This window comes from Pseudomonas lini (genome assembly GCF_030812475.1).
GTDB lineage: Bacteria > Pseudomonadota > Gammaproteobacteria > Pseudomonadales > Pseudomonadaceae > Aquipseudomonas > Aquipseudomonas lini_A.
The window spans coordinates 1-17,182 of sequence record NZ_JAUSSR010000012.1; the positions used below are offsets into that span (position 1 = coordinate 1).

General features: G+C 62.1%; 12 protein-coding genes and 1 rRNA gene. 7 read left to right on the forward strand and 6 right to left on the reverse strand.

The window, feature by feature from the left end; all coding sequences use genetic code 11:
- The 4 genes from rrf to recD all read left to right on the forward strand — a co-directional run.
- Positions 1-93 (forward strand): 5S ribosomal RNA (gene rrf / locus J2W17_RS21970); the annotation flags it as partial.
- Positions 94-318: 225 nt separating this feature from the next.
- On the forward strand, positions 319-3,771 hold the full coding sequence (gene recC, locus J2W17_RS21975; RefSeq protein WP_307339312.1) for an exodeoxyribonuclease V subunit gamma: 3,453 nt from the start codon (positions 319-321) through the stop codon (positions 3,769-3,771).
- Positions 3,768-7,457, forward strand: a complete 3,690-nt coding sequence (gene recB, locus J2W17_RS21980) for an exodeoxyribonuclease V subunit beta (protein WP_307339315.1) — start codon at positions 3,768-3,770, stop codon at positions 7,455-7,457. The genes recC and recB overlap by 4 nt, the downstream gene beginning before the upstream one ends.
- Positions 7,454-9,562: an exodeoxyribonuclease V subunit alpha gene (recD, locus tag J2W17_RS21985; RefSeq protein WP_307339319.1), complete on the forward strand. Its 2,109-nt coding sequence runs from the start codon at positions 7,454-7,456 to the stop codon at positions 9,560-9,562. The genes recB and recD overlap by 4 nt, the downstream gene beginning before the upstream one ends.
- Positions 9,563-9,592: 30 nt before the next feature.
- Here the strand turns inward: recD and J2W17_RS21990 are convergent, their stop codons facing one another.
- On the reverse strand, positions 9,593-10,540 hold the full coding sequence (locus J2W17_RS21990; RefSeq protein ID WP_307339322.1) for a LysR family transcriptional regulator: 948 nt from the start codon (positions 10,538-10,540) through the stop codon (positions 9,593-9,595).
- 275 nt (positions 10,541-10,815) lie between these two features.
- On the opposite strand from J2W17_RS21990, the gene J2W17_RS21995 reads away from it, so the two are divergent.
- The gene (locus tag J2W17_RS21995) at positions 10,816-12,342 is read left to right on the forward strand and encodes a CoA-acylating methylmalonate-semialdehyde dehydrogenase (protein WP_307339325.1); all 1,527 of its coding nucleotides are present in this window, start codon (positions 10,816-10,818) and stop codon (positions 12,340-12,342) included.
- A gap of 10 nt (positions 12,343-12,352) precedes the next feature.
- Positions 12,353-13,240 (forward strand): 3-hydroxyisobutyrate dehydrogenase, encoded by an 888-nt coding sequence (gene mmsB, locus J2W17_RS22000; RefSeq protein ID WP_307339328.1) that lies wholly within the window; start codon positions 12,353-12,355, stop codon positions 13,238-13,240.
- A gap of 237 nt (positions 13,241-13,477) precedes the next feature.
- Here mmsB and J2W17_RS22005 read toward each other — a convergent pair whose 3' ends face one another.
- From J2W17_RS22005 to J2W17_RS22020, 4 genes are all read right to left on the reverse strand, one after another.
- Positions 13,478-13,822: a cupin domain-containing protein gene (locus tag J2W17_RS22005; protein ID WP_274074128.1), complete on the reverse strand. Its 345-nt coding sequence runs from the start codon at positions 13,820-13,822 to the stop codon at positions 13,478-13,480.
- A gap of 123 nt (positions 13,823-13,945) precedes the next feature.
- On the reverse strand, positions 13,946-14,317 hold the full coding sequence (locus J2W17_RS22010; RefSeq protein ID WP_307339335.1) for a MerR family transcriptional regulator: 372 nt from the start codon (positions 14,315-14,317) through the stop codon (positions 13,946-13,948).
- A gap of 48 nt (positions 14,318-14,365) precedes the next feature.
- Positions 14,366-14,941, reverse strand: a complete 576-nt coding sequence (locus tag J2W17_RS22015) for an NAD(P)H-dependent oxidoreductase (protein WP_307339338.1) — start codon at positions 14,939-14,941, stop codon at positions 14,366-14,368.
- A gap of 45 nt (positions 14,942-14,986) precedes the next feature.
- Positions 14,987-15,871, reverse strand: a complete 885-nt coding sequence (locus J2W17_RS22020) for a LysR substrate-binding domain-containing protein (RefSeq protein ID WP_307339340.1) — start codon at positions 15,869-15,871, stop codon at positions 14,987-14,989.
- Positions 15,872-16,104: 233 nt separating this feature from the next.
- On the opposite strand from J2W17_RS22020, the gene J2W17_RS22025 reads away from it, so the two are divergent.
- Positions 16,105-16,869, forward strand: a complete 765-nt coding sequence (locus J2W17_RS22025; RefSeq protein WP_307339343.1) for a sulfite exporter TauE/SafE family protein — start codon at positions 16,105-16,107, stop codon at positions 16,867-16,869.
- On the opposite strand, the gene J2W17_RS22030 is transcribed toward J2W17_RS22025, so the two are convergent.
- Complete coding sequence (locus J2W17_RS22030) at positions 16,859-17,173, reverse strand: putative quinol monooxygenase (protein WP_307339346.1); 315 nt, start codon at positions 17,171-17,173, stop codon at positions 16,859-16,861. The genes J2W17_RS22025 and J2W17_RS22030 overlap by 11 nt on opposite strands.
- Between the last annotated feature and the right edge of the window lie 9 nt (positions 17,174-17,182).

A 17,182-nucleotide genomic window follows, 5' to 3' on the forward strand; every position in this document is an offset into this window, starting at 1 on the left:
ACCACCTGATCCCATCCCGAACTCAGCAGTGAAACGATGCATCGCCGATGGTAGTGTGGGGTTTCCCCATGTGAGAGTAGGTCATCGTCAAGATTAAATTCCGAAACCCCTATCTGCGCATGCAGGTAGGGGTTTTGTTTTTGTCCTCAGGAAATCCACTGTAGGAGCGAGCTTGCTCGCGAAGGACGTCAACGATGACGCTGGCCTCCTAACACCCCGCGGTGTCCTCTAGTTCTTCGCGAGCAAGCTCGCTCCTACACACATCGCCTTCAATGCTAAAGTCCATTCCTCGATTTTGCTTTCCCCAAGGAAGCCTTTATGCCGGACGCGACGTCCCTCACTGCTGGTTTTATGGTGGTTCACGGCAACCGCCTGGACGAGTTGCGCAGCCTTGTAGTCAGCTGGATGCGGCGCTACCCGCTGGCGCCCCTGGAAAATGAAATCGCCCTGGTACAGAGCAACGGCATTGCCCAATGGCTGAAGCTGGCACTGGCCGAAGACCCGGAAGATGACGACATGGGTGGCTGTGGCATCGCTGCGGCCATCGACGTGCAGTTACCAGGCAGTTTCATGTGGCAGCTTTATCGCATGGTCCTTGGTCGTGACGAGATCCCGGTCAAGTCCCTGCTCGATAAAGCCCCGCTGACCTGGCGCCTGATGCGCCTGCTGCCGCAGTTGATCGACCAACCGCATTTCGAGCCCCTGCAGCGCTTCCTGGCCAATGACAGTGATTTACGCAAGCGCTACCAGCTGGCCGAGCGACTGGCGGATCTGTTCGACCAGTACCAGGTATACCGGGCCGACTGGCTCGAAGACTGGGCCGAAGGCCGCCATCAATTACGCAGCGCCAGAGGCGAAACCAAACCCCTGACCCCGGCCAACTGCTGGCAGGCAGAATTGTGGCGTGCATTGTTGCTGGATGTAGGTGAGCAAGGCATGGCGCAAAGCCGTGCCGGTGTCCATCAGCGGTTCATCGAACGCATCAACAACCTCGAAGTGGCACCCGGCGGATTGCCTTCCCGGGTGATCGTTTTCGGGATTTCCTCGCTGCCGGCTCAAGCCCTGGAAGCCCTGGCCGGACTGTCTCGTTTCAGCCAGGTTTTGCTGTGCGTGCACAACCCCTGTCGTCACCATTGGGCAGACATCGTCGCCGATAAAGACCTGTTGCGGCATCAATACAAGCGGCAGGCTCGCAAGCACGGCATGCCGGTGGTGCTCGATCCGCAAACCCTGCATCAACATGCCCACCCGCTGCTGGCGGCATGGGGCAAGCAGGGGCGGGACTACATCAACCTGCTCGACAGCTACGATGACCCCAACAGCTATCGTTCGGCATTTCGCGACGGGCGCATTGACCTGTTCAGCGACAGCCAACCGCAGAACATGCTCAATCAGCTGCAGGACGACATTCTTGAATTACGTCCCCTGAACGAGACTCGCGAGCGCTGGCCGGCGGTGGACCTGGAGCAGGACGAATCGATCCGTTTTCACATTGCCCACAGCGCTCAGCGCGAAGTGGAAATCCTCCACGATCAATTGCTCGCGCGCTTCAGTGCCGACCCGCAATTGAGACCCCGCGACGTGATCGTGATGGTCCCGGATATCGACAGCTACGCTCCGCATATCCGGGCGGTATTTGGCCAGCTTGAACGTCATGATCCGCGCTTCATTCCTTTTACCCTGGCAGACCAGGGCCAACGTGGCCGTGATCCGCTACTGATCGCTGTCGAACACTTGCTCAAACTGCCTGACAGTCGGTTCCCGGTGAGCGAAATCCTCGACTTGCTGGACGTTCCGGCACTGCGCGCACGCTTCGCGGTGGAGGAGCGTGACCTGCCAACCCTGCACCGCTGGATCGAAGGTGCGGGCATTCGCTGGGGCATGAACGCACAGCAGCGTGCGGGTCTCGGTCTGCCCGCGGAGCTGGAGCAGAACAGTTGGCGCTTCGGCCTGCGTCGGATGCTGCTCGGTTATGCCGTGGGCAGCGCCGGTGCCTGCGAGGGCATCGAGCCCTACGATGAGATCGGTGGCCTGGATGCCGCGCTCATCGGTCCATTGGTCGCGCTGCTGGATGCGCTGGAGATCGCCCACCAGGAACTCTCTCGGCCTGCTCCCCCCCAGCAGTGGGGTACGCGCCTGCAAGCTTTGGTGCAGTTGTTCTTCCTGGCGAGCAACGAGCATGACGACTACGTGCTGTCCCAGCTCGAAGCCTTGCGTGAAACCTGGCTCGAGACCTGTGAATCAGTCGGCTTGCACGACGCTTTACCCCTGACCGTCGTCCGTGAAGCCTGGTTGGCCGGGCTGGATCAAGGGCGCTTGTCCCAGCGGTTCCTGGCCGGTGCTGTCAATTTTTGCACCTTGATGCCCATGCGAGCGATCCCGTTCAAGCTGGTCTGCCTGCTGGGCATGAATGACGGCGATTACCCGCGGGCGCAACCACCGCTGGACTTCGACCTGATGGGCAGTGATTACCGCCCCGGCGATCGCTCCCGGCGTGAAGATGATCGCTACCTGCTGCTGGAGGCCCTGCTGTCGGCGCGTGAGCAACTGTATATCAGCTGGGTCGGCCGCAGCATTCGCGATAACAGCGAGCGACCCGCATCGGTGTTGATTGGCCAGTTGCGTGACCATCTGGGCAGCGGCTGGCGGTTGCACGCAGCGGACGAAGACCTGCTGGAGGCCATGACTCAGGAGCACCCGTTGCAACCCTTCAGCGCCCGTTATTTCCACGAAGGTGATGAGCTGTTCAGCTATGCCAACGAATGGCAGGTGCTGCATCAAGCGAGCGAACCCGAGTCGCAGATCGAAGTCCTCGATGCCTACCTTCAGGAAGAACCACTGAGCCTCGGTCAATTGCAGGATTTCCTTCGCAATCCGGTACGGCATTTCTTTAGCCAGCGCCTGAAGGTGTTCTTCGAAGCGGCAGACATCCCCCTGGCCGATGAAGAGCCCTTTGTACTCGACGCGCTGCAACGCTACAGCCTCAGCGACAGGCTGCTTGAAGCGGCGTTGGGACAGCCCGAACACACTGATCAGGCGCTGGAGGCGCAAGCCAGGCGTCTGCAACACAGCGGGTTGCTGCCCATGGCCGGTTTTGGCGAATGCCTGCAGCGAGAATTGATCGAGCCATTGCCGGATCTGCTGCAGCGCTACCGGCAACTGCTGGCGTTATGGCCGACACCGCTCACCAGCGCGCTGCCGGTGAGCCTGGAGCTGCAAGGCCTGCGACTGGAAGGTTGGCTCAGCGGCCTGCATCAGCGTGCCGACGGAGGTGTGCTGTCGGTCACGACGATCCCCAACAGCATCGGTTCGATCAAGTCGCGCAAATGGCATCGCCTGACGCGGCCATGGGTCAACCATCTGGTGGCCTGCGCCAGTGGCATGGCGTTGACCACGGCGTTGGTGGCCAGCGATGACAGTCTGCTGCTCGCGCCGATGGAGCAGGGCGCGGCCTCGCGGATTCTGGGCAACCTGTTGCTGGCCTGGCAAACCGGGATGCGTCAACCGCTGCCCATCGCGGTGAAGACCGCCTTCGCCTGGCTGGGCCAGACCGATCCGGTCAAGGCTCAGGCCGCTGCGCGCAAGGCCTATGAAGGCGATGGCCTGACCACCGATGGCGAGCGTCGTGAAAGCCCGGCGCTGGGCCGTCAATTCGCCGATTTCGACGTGCTGATGGCCGACGAGACATTTCCCGATTGGTGCGACGCCTTGTATCGGCCACTGTTTGAAGCGCCCTGGCGTTCACTGACCAGCGAGGAAGCGCGCCCATGACCACGAAAACACCGCTGGCCCTGGCCTTCCCGCTGCGTGGCAGTCAACTGATCGAAGCCAGCGCCGGGACTGGCAAGACCTTCACCATTTCCGCCCTTTATCTGCGCCTGGTCCTGGGTCACGGTGGGGAGCCCAGCGGGTTCGGACGCGAGCTGTTACCCCCGCAAATCCTGGTCGTGACCTTCACCGATGCGGCCACCAAAGAGCTGCGCGAACGTATTCGCACACGTCTGGCCGAGGCGGCACGGTATTTCCGCGAGGAAACCCCGGCGCCTGACGCGCTGATTGCCCAGCTGCGTGACCAGTACCTGCCCGAGCAATGGTCCGGCTGCGCAAACCGCCTGGATATCGCCGCCCAGTGGATGGACGAAGCCGCCGTCTCGACCATCCACAGTTGGTGCCAGCGCATGTTGCGCGAACACGCGTTCGACAGCGGCAGCCTGTTCACCCAGACCCTGGAAACCGATCACAGCGATTTGCTCGGAGAGGTCCTGCGCGATTACTGGCGAATGTTCTGCTACCCGATGCAAGGCGATGCGCTGAATTGGGTGCGCAGCAACTGGGGCGGCCCGGCGGCCTTGTTGCCGCGAGTACGTGGGTTGTTTGCCAGCGAGCGTGACAATGTCGCGGGTCAAGCGCCCGCCGAATTGATCGCGCAATGCCTGTTGGAACGCCGGGCTGCCTTGCTCGAGCTCAAGATGCCTTGGCGCCAGTGGGCGGATGAGCTGCTTGCCCTGTGTCATCAGGGCGTTGCGAGCAAGAGCGTCGATGGGCGCAAGATGCAGGCGCGTTACTTCGAGCCCTGGTTCGAAAAAATAAAAACCTGGGCCGAGGACGAATCCCTCGAACAATTGGATATCGGCACCGGCTTTACCCGCCTCACCCCGGATGGCATGGCTGAAGCCTGGAAAGGCGAGTCGCCCCGTCATCCCGGCCTGGATGCGATGCCAGGCTTGAAACTCAGCCTCGATGGATTGCCGACGCCCGATGCGGCAGTGCTGCAACATGCCGCCCAATGGGTGGGTGCACGGTTCGAGGAAGAGAAACGCCGACGCGCGGAAATGGGCTTCGACGACATGCTGCTGCGGCTCGATGCAGCCTTGCAAGCCGAGGGCGGCGAACGTCTGGCCACCTTGATCCGCGAGCAGTTCCCGGTGGCCTTGATCGACGAATTCCAGGACACCGACCCGGTGCAATACCGGATCTTCGAAAGCATCTATCGCATCGAAGACAACAACCCGGAAAGCGGCCTGTTCCTGATCGGCGACCCGAAGCAGGCGATCTATGCCTTCCGCGGCGCCGACATCTATACCTACCTGCGCGCCCGCCAGGCCACCGCTGGCCGCCTGCATACCCTGGGCACCAACTTCCGCTCCAGTCACGGCATGGTCAGTGCGGTCAACCATGTGTTCGAGCGTGCCGAGTCCCGGGAGGCAGGGCGGGGCGCTTTTCTGTTTCGTGAAAAGAACGGCGAGAACCCGGTGCCGTTCCTGCCCGTCGAATCCCAGGGCCGCAAAGAAGTGCTGCACATTGAAGGCCGGGCTGTCCCCGCCCTGAATGTCTGGCACCTGGCTGCCGATCAACCACTCTCCGGCGCGGTCTACCGGCAACAGCTGGCCGCCGCGTGCGCCAGCGAAATCACGGCGTTGCTCAATGGTGGGCAACATGGTCGCGCCGGCTTCATCCAGGAAGGCAGAGATTTTCGCGGCCTGTTGCCGGCGGATATCGCGATCCTGGTGCGCGACGGCAAGGAAGCCCAGGCCGTGCGCGCCGAACTCTCGGTCCGGGGTGTGCGCAGCGTTTACCTGTCGGACAAGGACTCGGTGTTCGCCGCCCAGGAAGCCCACGACGTATTGACCTGGCTCAAGGCGTGCGCCGAGCCGGATGTCGAGCGTCCACTGCGGGCTGCCCTGGCTTGCATCACGCTGAACCTGTCGCTGGCCGAACTGGAACGATTAAATCAGGACGAACTGGCCTGGGAAGCCCGGGTCATGCAGTTCCGCGGTTATCGCGAATTGTGGCGCAAGCAAGGTGTATTGCCCATGCTGCGGCGCTTGCTGCATGACTTCCGCTTGCCCCAGGCATTGATCGCGCGCAGCGATGGCGAGCGCGTGCTGACCAACCTGCTGCACCTGTCCGAGTTACTGCAACAGGCGGCAGCCGAACTCGATGGCGAGCAGGCGCTGATCCGGCATCTGTCCGAGCACCTGGCGTTGTCCGGGCAGGCGGGCGAAGAGCAGATCCTGCGCCTGGAGAGCGATGAACAACTGGTCAAGGTGGTGACCATTCACAAGTCCAAGGGGCTTGAGTACCCCTTGGTGTTCCTGCCGTTCATTTGCTCGGCGAAGCCGGTGGATGGCAGTCGTCTGCCGCTGCATTACCACGATGCCAGCGGCAAGGCCCAAGTGACTTTGAAACCCACGGCCGAGTTGATTGCCCTGGCCGACGATGAGCGTCTGGCCGAGGATCTGCGCTTGCTCTATGTGGCCCTGACCCGGGCCCAGCATGCTTGCTGGCTCGGGGTGACCGATCTCAAGCGCGGCAATAACAACAGCTCGGTGCTGCACCTGTCGGCGTTGGGCTATTTGCTGGGGGGCGGTGCGCCATTGGCTGAGTCGGCCGGGTTGCAGCGTTGGCTGCAAGACCTGCAGCAGGATTGCCCGGCACTGAGCTACGGCGACATGCCTGAAGCGAGCGCCGAGCATTACCATCCGCCCCACAACGAAGCGGCACTGCTCGCTGCGCGGATCCCCCAGCGCAAGGCCAGTGAAAACTGGTGGATCGCCTCTTACAGTGCCTTGCGCATTGGCGAGAGACTGAGCGAGGGCAGTGACGAAGCCCCCGAGAGCCCGCAGGCGCAAAAACTCTTCGACGACGAACGCCTCGATCCGCAAGCACCACGAGAGGTGGTAGCCGGCGGCGCGGACATCCATCGATTCCCCCGTGGCCCGGGTCCCGGTACGTTTCTGCATGGCTTGCTGGAGTGGGCCGGCGACGAAGGTTTTGCCGCCACACCGCAAGCGGTGGAAGACGCCATTGCGCGGCGCTGTAACCGTCGCGGCTGGGAAGGCTGGATTACTGCCCTGAGTGACTGGCTGCAGCATCTGCTCAAATCGCCGCTGCCTGTCGGTGCCGGACAGGCGCCAGTGGTTTTCGGCCAACTGAGCCAATACCGCGTCGAAATGGAATTCTGGTTCGCCAGCCACAAGGTCGATGTGCTCAAGCTCGATGAGCTCGTGCGCCAATACACCCACAACGGCGTGGCGCGGGTGGCCGCCGAACCGGTGATGCTCAACGGCATGTTCAAGGGCTTCATCGACCTGACATTCGAGCATGACGGCCGCTACTACGTCGCCGACTACAAATCCAACTGGCTGGGTGTCGATGACATGGCCTACACCCAGCAGGCCATGGAACAGTCGATCCTCGACAACCGTTACGACCTGCAATACGTGCTCTACCTGCTGGCCCTGCACCGTCAGCTCAAGGCGCGGCTTGCCGATTACGATTACGACCGGCATGTCGGCGGTGCGTTGTACCTGTTCCTGCGGGGAACGCGCGCACCCAGCCAGGGCGTGTACTTCACCCGTCCGCCAAGAGAACTGATCGAGCGCCTGGACCGGATGTTCCAGGGCAAGCCAGAGCCCAAGGCAGAACCGGCCTGGGTACAGGGAGAACTGTTATGAGCCGCACCTTCGCCGATTTGCTGCCCACGCCATTGGCCGCCGACAGCCTGGCGGACCTGGCCCCCTTGATTCGCGCCGATGACTTGTTGCTGTTGCTCACGCGCTGGGTCGAACGCGGTTGGTTGCGGGCGCTGGACAAGGCCTTCGTCGCCTTTCTGCATGAGCTCGCGCCCGATGATGATCCCCTGGTGCTGCTGGCCGCGGCACTGACCAGTCACCAACTGGGCCACGGGCATGTCTGCCTGGATCTGTTCGAGACCCTCAAAGAGCCGGACTTCGCCCTGTCGTTGCCGCCCGAAGGGGATCTGCACAGTGACGCGATGCTGTTGCCGTCGCAATTGCTCCAGGCGCTGGACGGCGCTCACTGGTGCAAGGTGCTGGCCGCCAGCAACCTGGTCGCATTGGCGGTCGATGCTCGGGAAGCCGCGCAGCAGCGGCCATTGGTGCTATCGGGCAAACGCCTGTACTTGCGTCGCTACTGGGCTTACGAACGGCGTATCGATCACTCGCTGCGCCAACGCCTGGCGGAACACGAAACCACCCCGGACGACTTGTCCCAACGCCTGACCGGCCTGTTCGGCCCCGCCCGGCCCGGCGAAGTGATCGACTGGCAGAAACTCGCCTGCGCCCTGGCGACCCGCAGCGCTTTCAGCATCGTCACCGGCGGCCCGGGCACGGGTAAAACCACCACCGTCGTGCGCTTGCTGGCGCTGCTCCAGGCGCCAGCGGTGGAGGCGGGCAAACCCTTGCGCATCCGTCTCGCCGCCCCCACCGGCAAAGCCGCGGCGCGGCTGACCGAGTCCATCAGTGCCCAGGTCCGCACCCTGGAAGTTGACGAAGGGGTACGGGCCAAGATCCCGTCGGACGTCACCACCGTGCACCGCCTGCTCGGCAGCCGTCCCGGTACCCGCCACTTCCGGCATCACGCGGGCAATCGCCTGCCGCTGGATGTGCTGGTGGTGGACGAAGCCTCGATGATCGACCTGGAGATGATGGCCAACCTGCTCGACGCCATGCCGACCCATGCCCGCCTGGTGCTGCTGGGTGACAAGGACCAGTTGGCATCGGTGGAGGCCGGCGCCGTGCTCGGCGATCTGTGTCGCGATGCCGAGGCCGGTTGGTACAGCCCGCAGACCCGGCAGTGGCTGGAGTCGGTCAGTGGTGAAGATCTGGGCGCCAGTGGTTTGCACGAAGACATCGACGGGACTCATCCACTCGCTCAGCAAGTGGTGATGCTGCGCCACTCCCGACGGTTCGGCGAGGGCAGCGGCATTGGGCAACTGGCGCGCTGGGTCAACCAGCAGCACCCTGAGCAAGCGCGCAAGCTCCTGGCGACACGCAGTCACGACGACGTGTTTAGCCTGTCCCTCAAGGGGGAGCAGGATCGGGCGCTGGAACGCCTGCTGCTCGAGGGGCATGGCGACGGGCCGCAAGGTTATCGGCATTACCTGACCTTGTTGCGCAGTCAGCGGCCAGCGATCGACAGCCCCCTGCATGATCAATCCTGGGTCGACTGGGCTCGTGGCGTGTTGCAAGCCTTCGACGCGTTCCAGTTGTTGTGCGCCGTGCGCAAAGGCCCGTGGGGGGTGGAAGGCTTGAATCAGCGGGTCACCGCTGCACTGCTCAAGGCGCGGCTGATCGACAGCGACCACCAATGGTACGAAGGCCGCCCGGTGCTGATGACCCGTAACGACTATGGCCTGGGCCTGATGAACGGCGATATCGGTATCGCGCTCAAGTTGCCGGAACGTGACGGCCCCGAGGCCGGGAAGCGGGTGCTGCGTGTGGCGTTCCCGCGCAATGACGGGCAGGGCGGCGTGCGGTTTGTCCTGCCAAGCCGGCTCAATGATGTCGAAACCGTGTACGCCATGACCGTGCACAAATCCCAGGGTTCGGAATTCGCCCATACGGCGTTGATCCTGCCGGACGCCCTCAACCCGGTCCTCACCAAAGAGCTGATCTATACCGGGATCACCCGGGCCAAGCACTGGTTCACCTTGATCGAACCCCGTGCCGGCGTGTTCGAAGAGGCGGTGCGGCGCAAGGTCAAGCGCTTGAGCGGGCTGATGCTGCACCTGGAAGAGACGCCCTTGGCGGGTGATTGAAAGGGCGCGGGGACACTGTGCGAACGCCGACTAGTCGGCGAACAACATGTCCCGGCTCTCCCCCATCAACAGGCGCTGATTCTGCTCGGTCACCGTGCGGATGTAATCCCACAGCAAGGTGATCCGCTTGAGCTTGCGCAGGTCTTCTCGGCAGTACATCCAGAATTGCCGCGTGATCGTGATCTCTTGCGGCAATACCGCCAGCAAGCGCGAATCCTGGGCGGCCAGGAAGCACGGCAGAATCGCCAGCGACCGTCCTTGCTGGGCCGCGACGAATTGCGCGATCACACTGGTGCTGCGCAAGTTGGCGCTGGCGCCCGGCAGCACGTTGGCCAGGTACAACAGCTCCGAGCTGAACGCCAGATCGTCGACATAACTGATGAATGAATGTTTACCCAGGTCTGCCGGGCTGCGGATCGGTGGGTGCTTGTCCAGATAATCCTGGGTCGCATAAAGCTGCAATCGATAGTCGCAGAGTTTGCAGCAGACGTAGGGACCGTGTTCCGGTCGCTCCAGGGCGATAACGATGTCTGCCTCGCGCTTGGACAGGCTGATGAAGTGCGGCAGCGGCAGGATGTCGACCGAGATCGCCGGGTAGGCGTCGACGAAATGGCTCAGCTGCGGGGTGATGAAAAAGCTGCCGAAACCTTCGGTGCAGCCCATGCGCACATGGCCGGATAACGCCACTCCAGACCCCGAGACCTGCTCGCAGGCCATGTGCAGGGTGCTTTCGATCGACTCGGCGTAACCGAGCAGCCGCTGACCTTCGGCGGTCAGGACGAACCCGCTGGTGCGGGATTTCTCGAACAGCAGGGTACCCAGTGCCGCTTCCAGCGAGCTGATGCGCCGCGACACGGTGGTGTAGTCCACCGCCAGGCGCTTGGCCGCGGTGCTGGCCTTGCGGGTGCGGGCGACTTCGAGGAAAAACTTGAGGTCATCCCAGTTCAGCGAACCTAGGGAGGTGATGTTTTTTTGCATGATGGACCGGCTTTTATGTGCGTTCTTATTAGAAGTTTGCACATCTATACTCCAAAAACAGTCCGACAACCAAATCGCGACACACGTCTCATCGCAAGGCGTAATGATGTTGTAGGAGCGAGCTTGCTCGCGATGGACTCAAGTGCGCCGCGTTTAGCCAATAAACACGCGTTATCGTTAACGACCATCGCGAGCAAGCTCGCTCCCACAGAACGGCTTTTTCGCCTTGGCTTACTAACAGTTCTCTCGATAACAACAACGTCCAGGAGACCAGCATGAACGCATCGCTCACGCCAAACGACACTACCGTTCAAAAGGTCAAGCTGTTGATCGACGGCCAGTGGGTTGAGTCCCAGACCACCGAATGGCACGACATCATCAATCCGGCCACCCAGCAAGTGCTGGCCAAGGTTCCGTTCGCCACCGCGCAGGAAGTGGACGCCGCGATCAGCGCCGCCCACCGCGCCTTCCAGACCTGGAAACTGACGCCGATCGGCGCGCGGATGCGCATCATGCTCAAGCTCCAGGCACTGATTCGCGAGCACTCCAAGCGCATCGCCGTGGTGCTCAGCAATGAACAGGGTAAAACCATCGCCGACGCTGAAGGCGATATCTTCCGCGGCCTGGAAGTGGTGGAGCACGCCTGCTCCATCGGCAGCCTGCAAATGGGCGAATTCGCCGAGAACGTCGCTGGCGGCGTCGATACTTACACCCTGCGCCAGCCGATCGGCGTGTGCGCCGGCATCACCCCGTTCAACTTCCCGGCGATGATTCCGCTGTGGATGTTCCCGATGGCCATCGCCTGCGGCAACACCTTCGTGCTCAAGCCGTCCGAACAGGACCCGATGTCGACCATGCTGCTGGTAGAGCTGGCGATCGAAGCCGGCGTGCCAGCGGGCGTGCTCAACGTCGTTCATGGCGGCAAGGACGTGGTGGATGCGCTCTGCACCCACAAGGACATCAAGGCGGTGTCCTTCGTCGGTTCGACTGCAGTCGGTACGCACGTCTACGACCTGGCCGGCAAACACGGCAAGCGCGTGCAATCAATGATGGGCGCGAAGAACCACGCCGTGGTGCTGCCGGATGCCAACCGCGAACAAGCGCTCAATGCGCTGGTGGGTGCCGGTTTCGGTGCTGCCGGTCAACGTTGCATGGCCACGTCTGTGGTGGTGCTGGTGGGCGCGGCCAGGCAATGGCTGCCCGACCTGAAGGCGCTGGCGCAGAAACTCAAGGTCAATGCCGGCAGCGAACCGGGCACCGATGTCGGCCCGGTGATTTCGAAAAAAGCCAAGGCGCGGATTCTCGACCTGATCGAAAGCGGCATCAAGGAAGGCGCCAAGCTGGAACTGGACGGTCGCGACATCACTGTCCCAGGTTTCGAGAAGGGCAACTTTGTCGGCCCGACCCTGTTCTCCGGCGTGACGCCCGAGATGCAGATCTACACCCAGGAAATCTTCGGCCCGGTGCTGGTGGTGCTGGAAGTCGATACCCTCGATGAGGCCATCGCGCTGGTCAACGCCAACCCGTTCGGCAACGGCACGGGATTGTTCACCCAGAGCGGTGCGGCGGCGCGCAAATTCCAGAGCGAAATCGACGTCGGCCAGGTCGGTATCAACATCCCGATTCCGGTGCCGGTGCCGTTCTTCAGCTTCACCGGTTCGCGCGGTTCCAAACTCGGCGACCTCGGCCCGTATGGCAAGCAAGTGGTGCAGTTCTACACTCAAACCAAGACTGTCACCAGTCGCTGGTTCGATGACAACAGCGTCAACGACGGTGTGAATACCACTATCAACCTGCGTTAAGGAGCCGGACATGAAAATCGCTTTTATCGGTCTCGGCAACATGGGCGCGCCGATGGCGCGCAACCTGATCAAGGCCGGCCATTCGCTGCGTTTGGTCGACCTGAATAAAACCGTGCTGGCGGAGCTGGAGCAACTGGGCGGCAGCATCAGCGCTTCGGCCCGTGAAGCCGCTCAAGACGCCGAAATGGTGATCACCATGCTGCCTGCCGCGGTGCATGTGCGTAGCGTCTGGCTGGGTGAAGACGGCGTGCTGGCGGGTATCGCCAAGGGTGTGCCGGCCGTGGATTGCAGCACCATCGATCCGCAGACCGCCCGTGATGTCGCAGCAGCTGCGGCCAAACAGGGCGTGGTCATGGCCGATGCGCCGGTTTCCGGTGGTACCGGCGGTGCGGCGGCGGGGACCCTGACCTTCATGGTGGGCGCCACGCCCGAGCTGTTCGCCACCCTGCAGCCGGTGTTGGCGCAGATGGGCCGTAACATCGTCCGTTGCGGCGAAGTCGGCACCGGGCAAATCGCCAAGATCTGCAACAACCTGCTGCTGGGGATTTCCATGGTCGGCGTCAGCGAAGCCATGGCGTTGGGTGAGGCCCTGGGGATCGACAGCGCCGTGCTGGCGGGCGTCATCAACAGTTCCACCGGGCGTTGCTGGAGTTCGGAGATGTACAACCCGTGGCCGGGCATCGTCGAAACGGCGCCGGCTTCGCGCGGCTATACCGGCGGTTTCGGTGCCGAACTGATGCTCAAGGATCTGGGACTGGCCACGGAAGCGGCCCGTCAGGCCCACCAACCGGTGGTGCTCGGCGCGGTGGCGCAGCAGTTGTATCAGGCGATGAGTCAGCGTGGGGAGGGTGGCAAGGACTTCTCGGCGATCATCAACAGCTATCGCAAACCCCTGTAGGAGCCGGCTTGCTGGCGAAGCTCTTTAGCTGCTTTTGCGGCGAAGGACTTGCCCTCCTGCCAGGCAGTCAAGTTGAACAACCTGTGGGAGCGAGCCTGCTCGCGAAAGCGGTAGATCAATCACCACTGGTGGTGAATGTGCTGGCCCTTTCGCGAGCAGGCTCGCTCCCACAGGTATTGCATCTATACATCGATATTCACCGGGAGATCACGTCGGGTGACCTCCCGGTTTTTTATATCAGGCAAACACGAAATACTTGCGCACGGTCTCAACCACTTCCCACGTGCCTTTCATGCCCGGCTCGACGACGAAAATATCACCGGCGCGCAGATGGATCGGCTCCTTGCCCTCTGGGGTGATGATGCAGTACCCCTCGCGGAAGTCGCAGTATTCCCACTTCACGTATTCCACATACCACTTGCCCGGCGTGCAGATCCAGGTGCCCATGATCTTGCTGCCGTCTTCGCTGGTGTAGGCGTTGAGGTTGACGGTGTGCGGGTCGCCTTCGAGTTTTTCCCACTTGCAGGCGTCGAGTACCGGCAGCGGGTGAGTGTCGCGAAGAACGGTAATAGGTGCGGTCATGTGGACTCCGGCCTTGAGCTAATAAGAAGTAGCGTTCGAGAACTGAAGACGCACCCTATAGCGTCGGCTCGCCGGTCAGTTGTCTGGGGTCGACATCGAACTGTCCAGAAACGCGCCATGCCCTCAGAGACTGTCCAGCGAACAATCGATCCGGGCTTGCAGGAGACTGCCCTCGAACTCGACCAATTGCTCGTGCTGGTGCGCGAGCGTGGCAATCCGCTCGCTTATTTCGCGCTTCTTGGCCTCGATGGCCTGCTGCGCCAGTGCCCAAGGCATTGCCTGGCCTTGACGACCGGCAAAGATCGTCTGCAACTCCTTGAGCCGGAACCCCAGTTGCTGAGCGCACTTGATGAAGATCAGCAGATCGACGCTTTGCTGATCGTAGAGGCGGTATTTTCCCAGTCTCCGGGCAACCGGCAACAAGCCGATCGACTCGTAATGGCGGATGCTCTTGATCGTGGTTCCGGAGCGTTGCGCGGCTTGGCCGATGTACATGAAAAGTCCCTTTTTACCTTGATACAGCCCGGCGCATTATTGGCACACTCAGCGGCTGGCGATAGCCTGGGCTTGCAACAGCCAGGCTTCACGCTGTCGTTGGCTTGCGCCGAGTATCGGGCCAAACGTCAGTGTGCGTTGTGGCTTGATGCCGCAAAAGGCGAGGGTGGTTTTACGTATCTGGTGCAGCCCGGGCATTCGATAGACCCAGCGGTAGTACCAGGGTGGCGTGTCCATGGTCACCAGCAGATGCGCGCTGCGACCGTGCAGCAACTTCTCGGGAAAGGCGTTGCCTTCGCGATACTTGAAAGCGAAACCGGGCAGGAACACTCGGTCGAAAAAACCTTTGAGCAAGGCCGGCGCTCCGCCCCACCAGATCGGATAAATCAACGTCAGATGTTCGGACCACAGGATGTCGGACTGGGCGCGGCGCAAGTCGGCTTCCAGTGGCTGAACCTGTTGATAGCCTTCACGCAGCACCGGATCAAAGTCCATGCTGCCCAGAAATAATTGACGCACCTCGTGCCCGGCGTGCAACGCAGCTTGTATGTAACGCTCGGCGAGCGCAGCGCAGAAGCTGTTGCTCGACGGATGACCAAGAATCACCAGAATTCGCTTGCCCATCGTTTCTGTCCTTGAAGCGCAAATGCCGAGGGTAAAGCCTGCCCCTCAGGGGAGAGTCAAGGCGAGCAGCAAGGCCCTGGCGTAACCGGGCAATGTCGTGAAGTCCCTGGCGCAGAGCAGGAGCTTGCGCAGGGCCCAGGATTCTTGCAGGGCAAGGGTCTTGAAGGGCGTATCGCCGGGCCAGCGTTCGACCGCCGCCAGGGGCACGATGGCCAACCCCGCGCCACGAGCGACCATGCGCATCACCCCGTCGAAGCCGTCGGCGCGAATGCGGATCAGCAGGCGTGCTCCTGCGTGCAGCGCTTGTTCTTCAAGGTAGACAGCCAAGGCGTTATTGGCATTCAGGCCGACGTAGTCGTGGTGCAATGTGTCGCTGAAGCGCACGGGGCCGGCGTCTGCCAAAGGATGATCGCGGGGCAGGATCAGCACCAGCGGATCGTCACGAAACGGGCGCGTCTGCAAGTTTTCGGTGTCTACGGCGTCGGACACGATTCCGAGGTCTGCCGCACCCTGGTGCAAGGCGTGGGTGATGCGAGTGCTGGGCAGTTCCTGGAGGTCGATGTCGAGGTTGGGGTGGCCGCGCAGGAAATCCGCGAGCAGCTCTGGCAGGTATTCGGTGATCGCCGTGGTGTTGCACAGCAGACGCACCTGGCCTTTGACGCCTTTGGCGTAGTCGGCCAGGTCCTGCTGCATGCGTTCTGCCTGTTGCAATAAAACGCGAGCGTGTTGCGCCAAGGCCTTGCCAACGGGAGTGGGGGTGATGCCACGACGACCTCGCTCCAGGAACGCGATTCCCAACGAAGCTTCCATGGCGCGGATGCGTGCACTCGCCGCTGCCAGGGACAGATGACTGCGGGCGGCGCCGGCGGTGATGTTGCCGCTGTCGAGGATGTTGAGGTAGAGGCGCAGGTCGGTGAAGTCGAAGTGCATGGGTACAGCCTCTGGATGTTTGTCGTCTGGGCGGGCGCCTTCGCGAGCAAGCCCGCTCCCACAGGGATCTTCAGTGGACGCTCGATTGCGGCAAACGGTGAACTCTGTGGGAGCGGGCTTGCTCGCGAAGGCGTCAGCAGCCACGGCGCAATCCTTAAGCCTCTTCCAAATCAAGAGGCACCCTCAGTATATGACAGATTCCCAAGCGCCCAATCCAGGCTCAGGATTACCCCATGAACACACTCGCCGCGTTCTACCAAAACCTCGGACTGGCCCTTTCTTTAATGGTCATCGCCACCTTCCTCCTGGCCGGCATGATCAAGGGTGTCATCGGTCTCGGCCTGCCCACCATCGCCATGGGCCTGCTGGGTCTGGCTATGGCGCCGTCACAGGCTGCCGCATTATTGATCATCCCCGCAACCCTTACCAACGTCTGGCAGCTGGCCTTCGGTGGGCATTTGCTGAAGTTGGTCAAACGGCTGTGGCCGATGTTGCTGGCGATCTTCATCGGCACCGCTGCCGGTACGGTGTGGATCGGCATGGTGGATAGTCACTGGGTCGTGCGCGGACTGGGGGCGGCATTGTTGCTGTACGCGTTGAGCGGTCTGTTGCTGCCGACCTTGCGTATCGGCGCTGGCAGCGAGCACTGGCTCGCTCCGCTTTGCGGCCTGGTCACGGGCGTTATCACCTCGGCCACCGGCGTCTTCGTGATTCCGGCGGTACCGTATCTGCAAGCGCTGGGCTTGAGCAGGGATGAACTGGTGCAGGCCCTGGGCCTGTCATTCACCGTCTCGACCCTGGCCTTGGCCGCCGGCCTGGCATGGCGCGGGGCCCTCGGCGGTGGCGAGTTGAGTGCATCGTTGCTGGCGCTGATCCCGGCGGTGCTCGGCATGTTGCTGGGCCAATGGCTGCGTCAGCGGATTAGCGCCGTGCTGTTCAAGCGCGTGTTCTTCATCGGCCTCGGCGTACTCGGCGGCCACCTGCTGATCAGCGGATAGCGGACGACGGGCTGAGCATGTCGATGTCGCGGATCTCGAAATCCCGTTCCAGATACTCCATGCGTTGGTCGAGAAACTGTTTCATGTGCGGCAGGTTCGAGTGCACGTCCAGGTGGGCCTGGGACTGCCAGATCTCGTAAAAGATAAACAGCGTCGGGTCCTGTTTGTCGCGCAGCATGTGGTATTCGATGCAGCCGGGCTCGGCGCGACTCGCTTGTACATAGCCGCTGAAAAGCGCTTCGAAGGCGGCGGATTTTTCCGGGCGGGTCTTGGCGTGCAGGATGAAGCCTTGAATTTCACTCATCAGAACAAT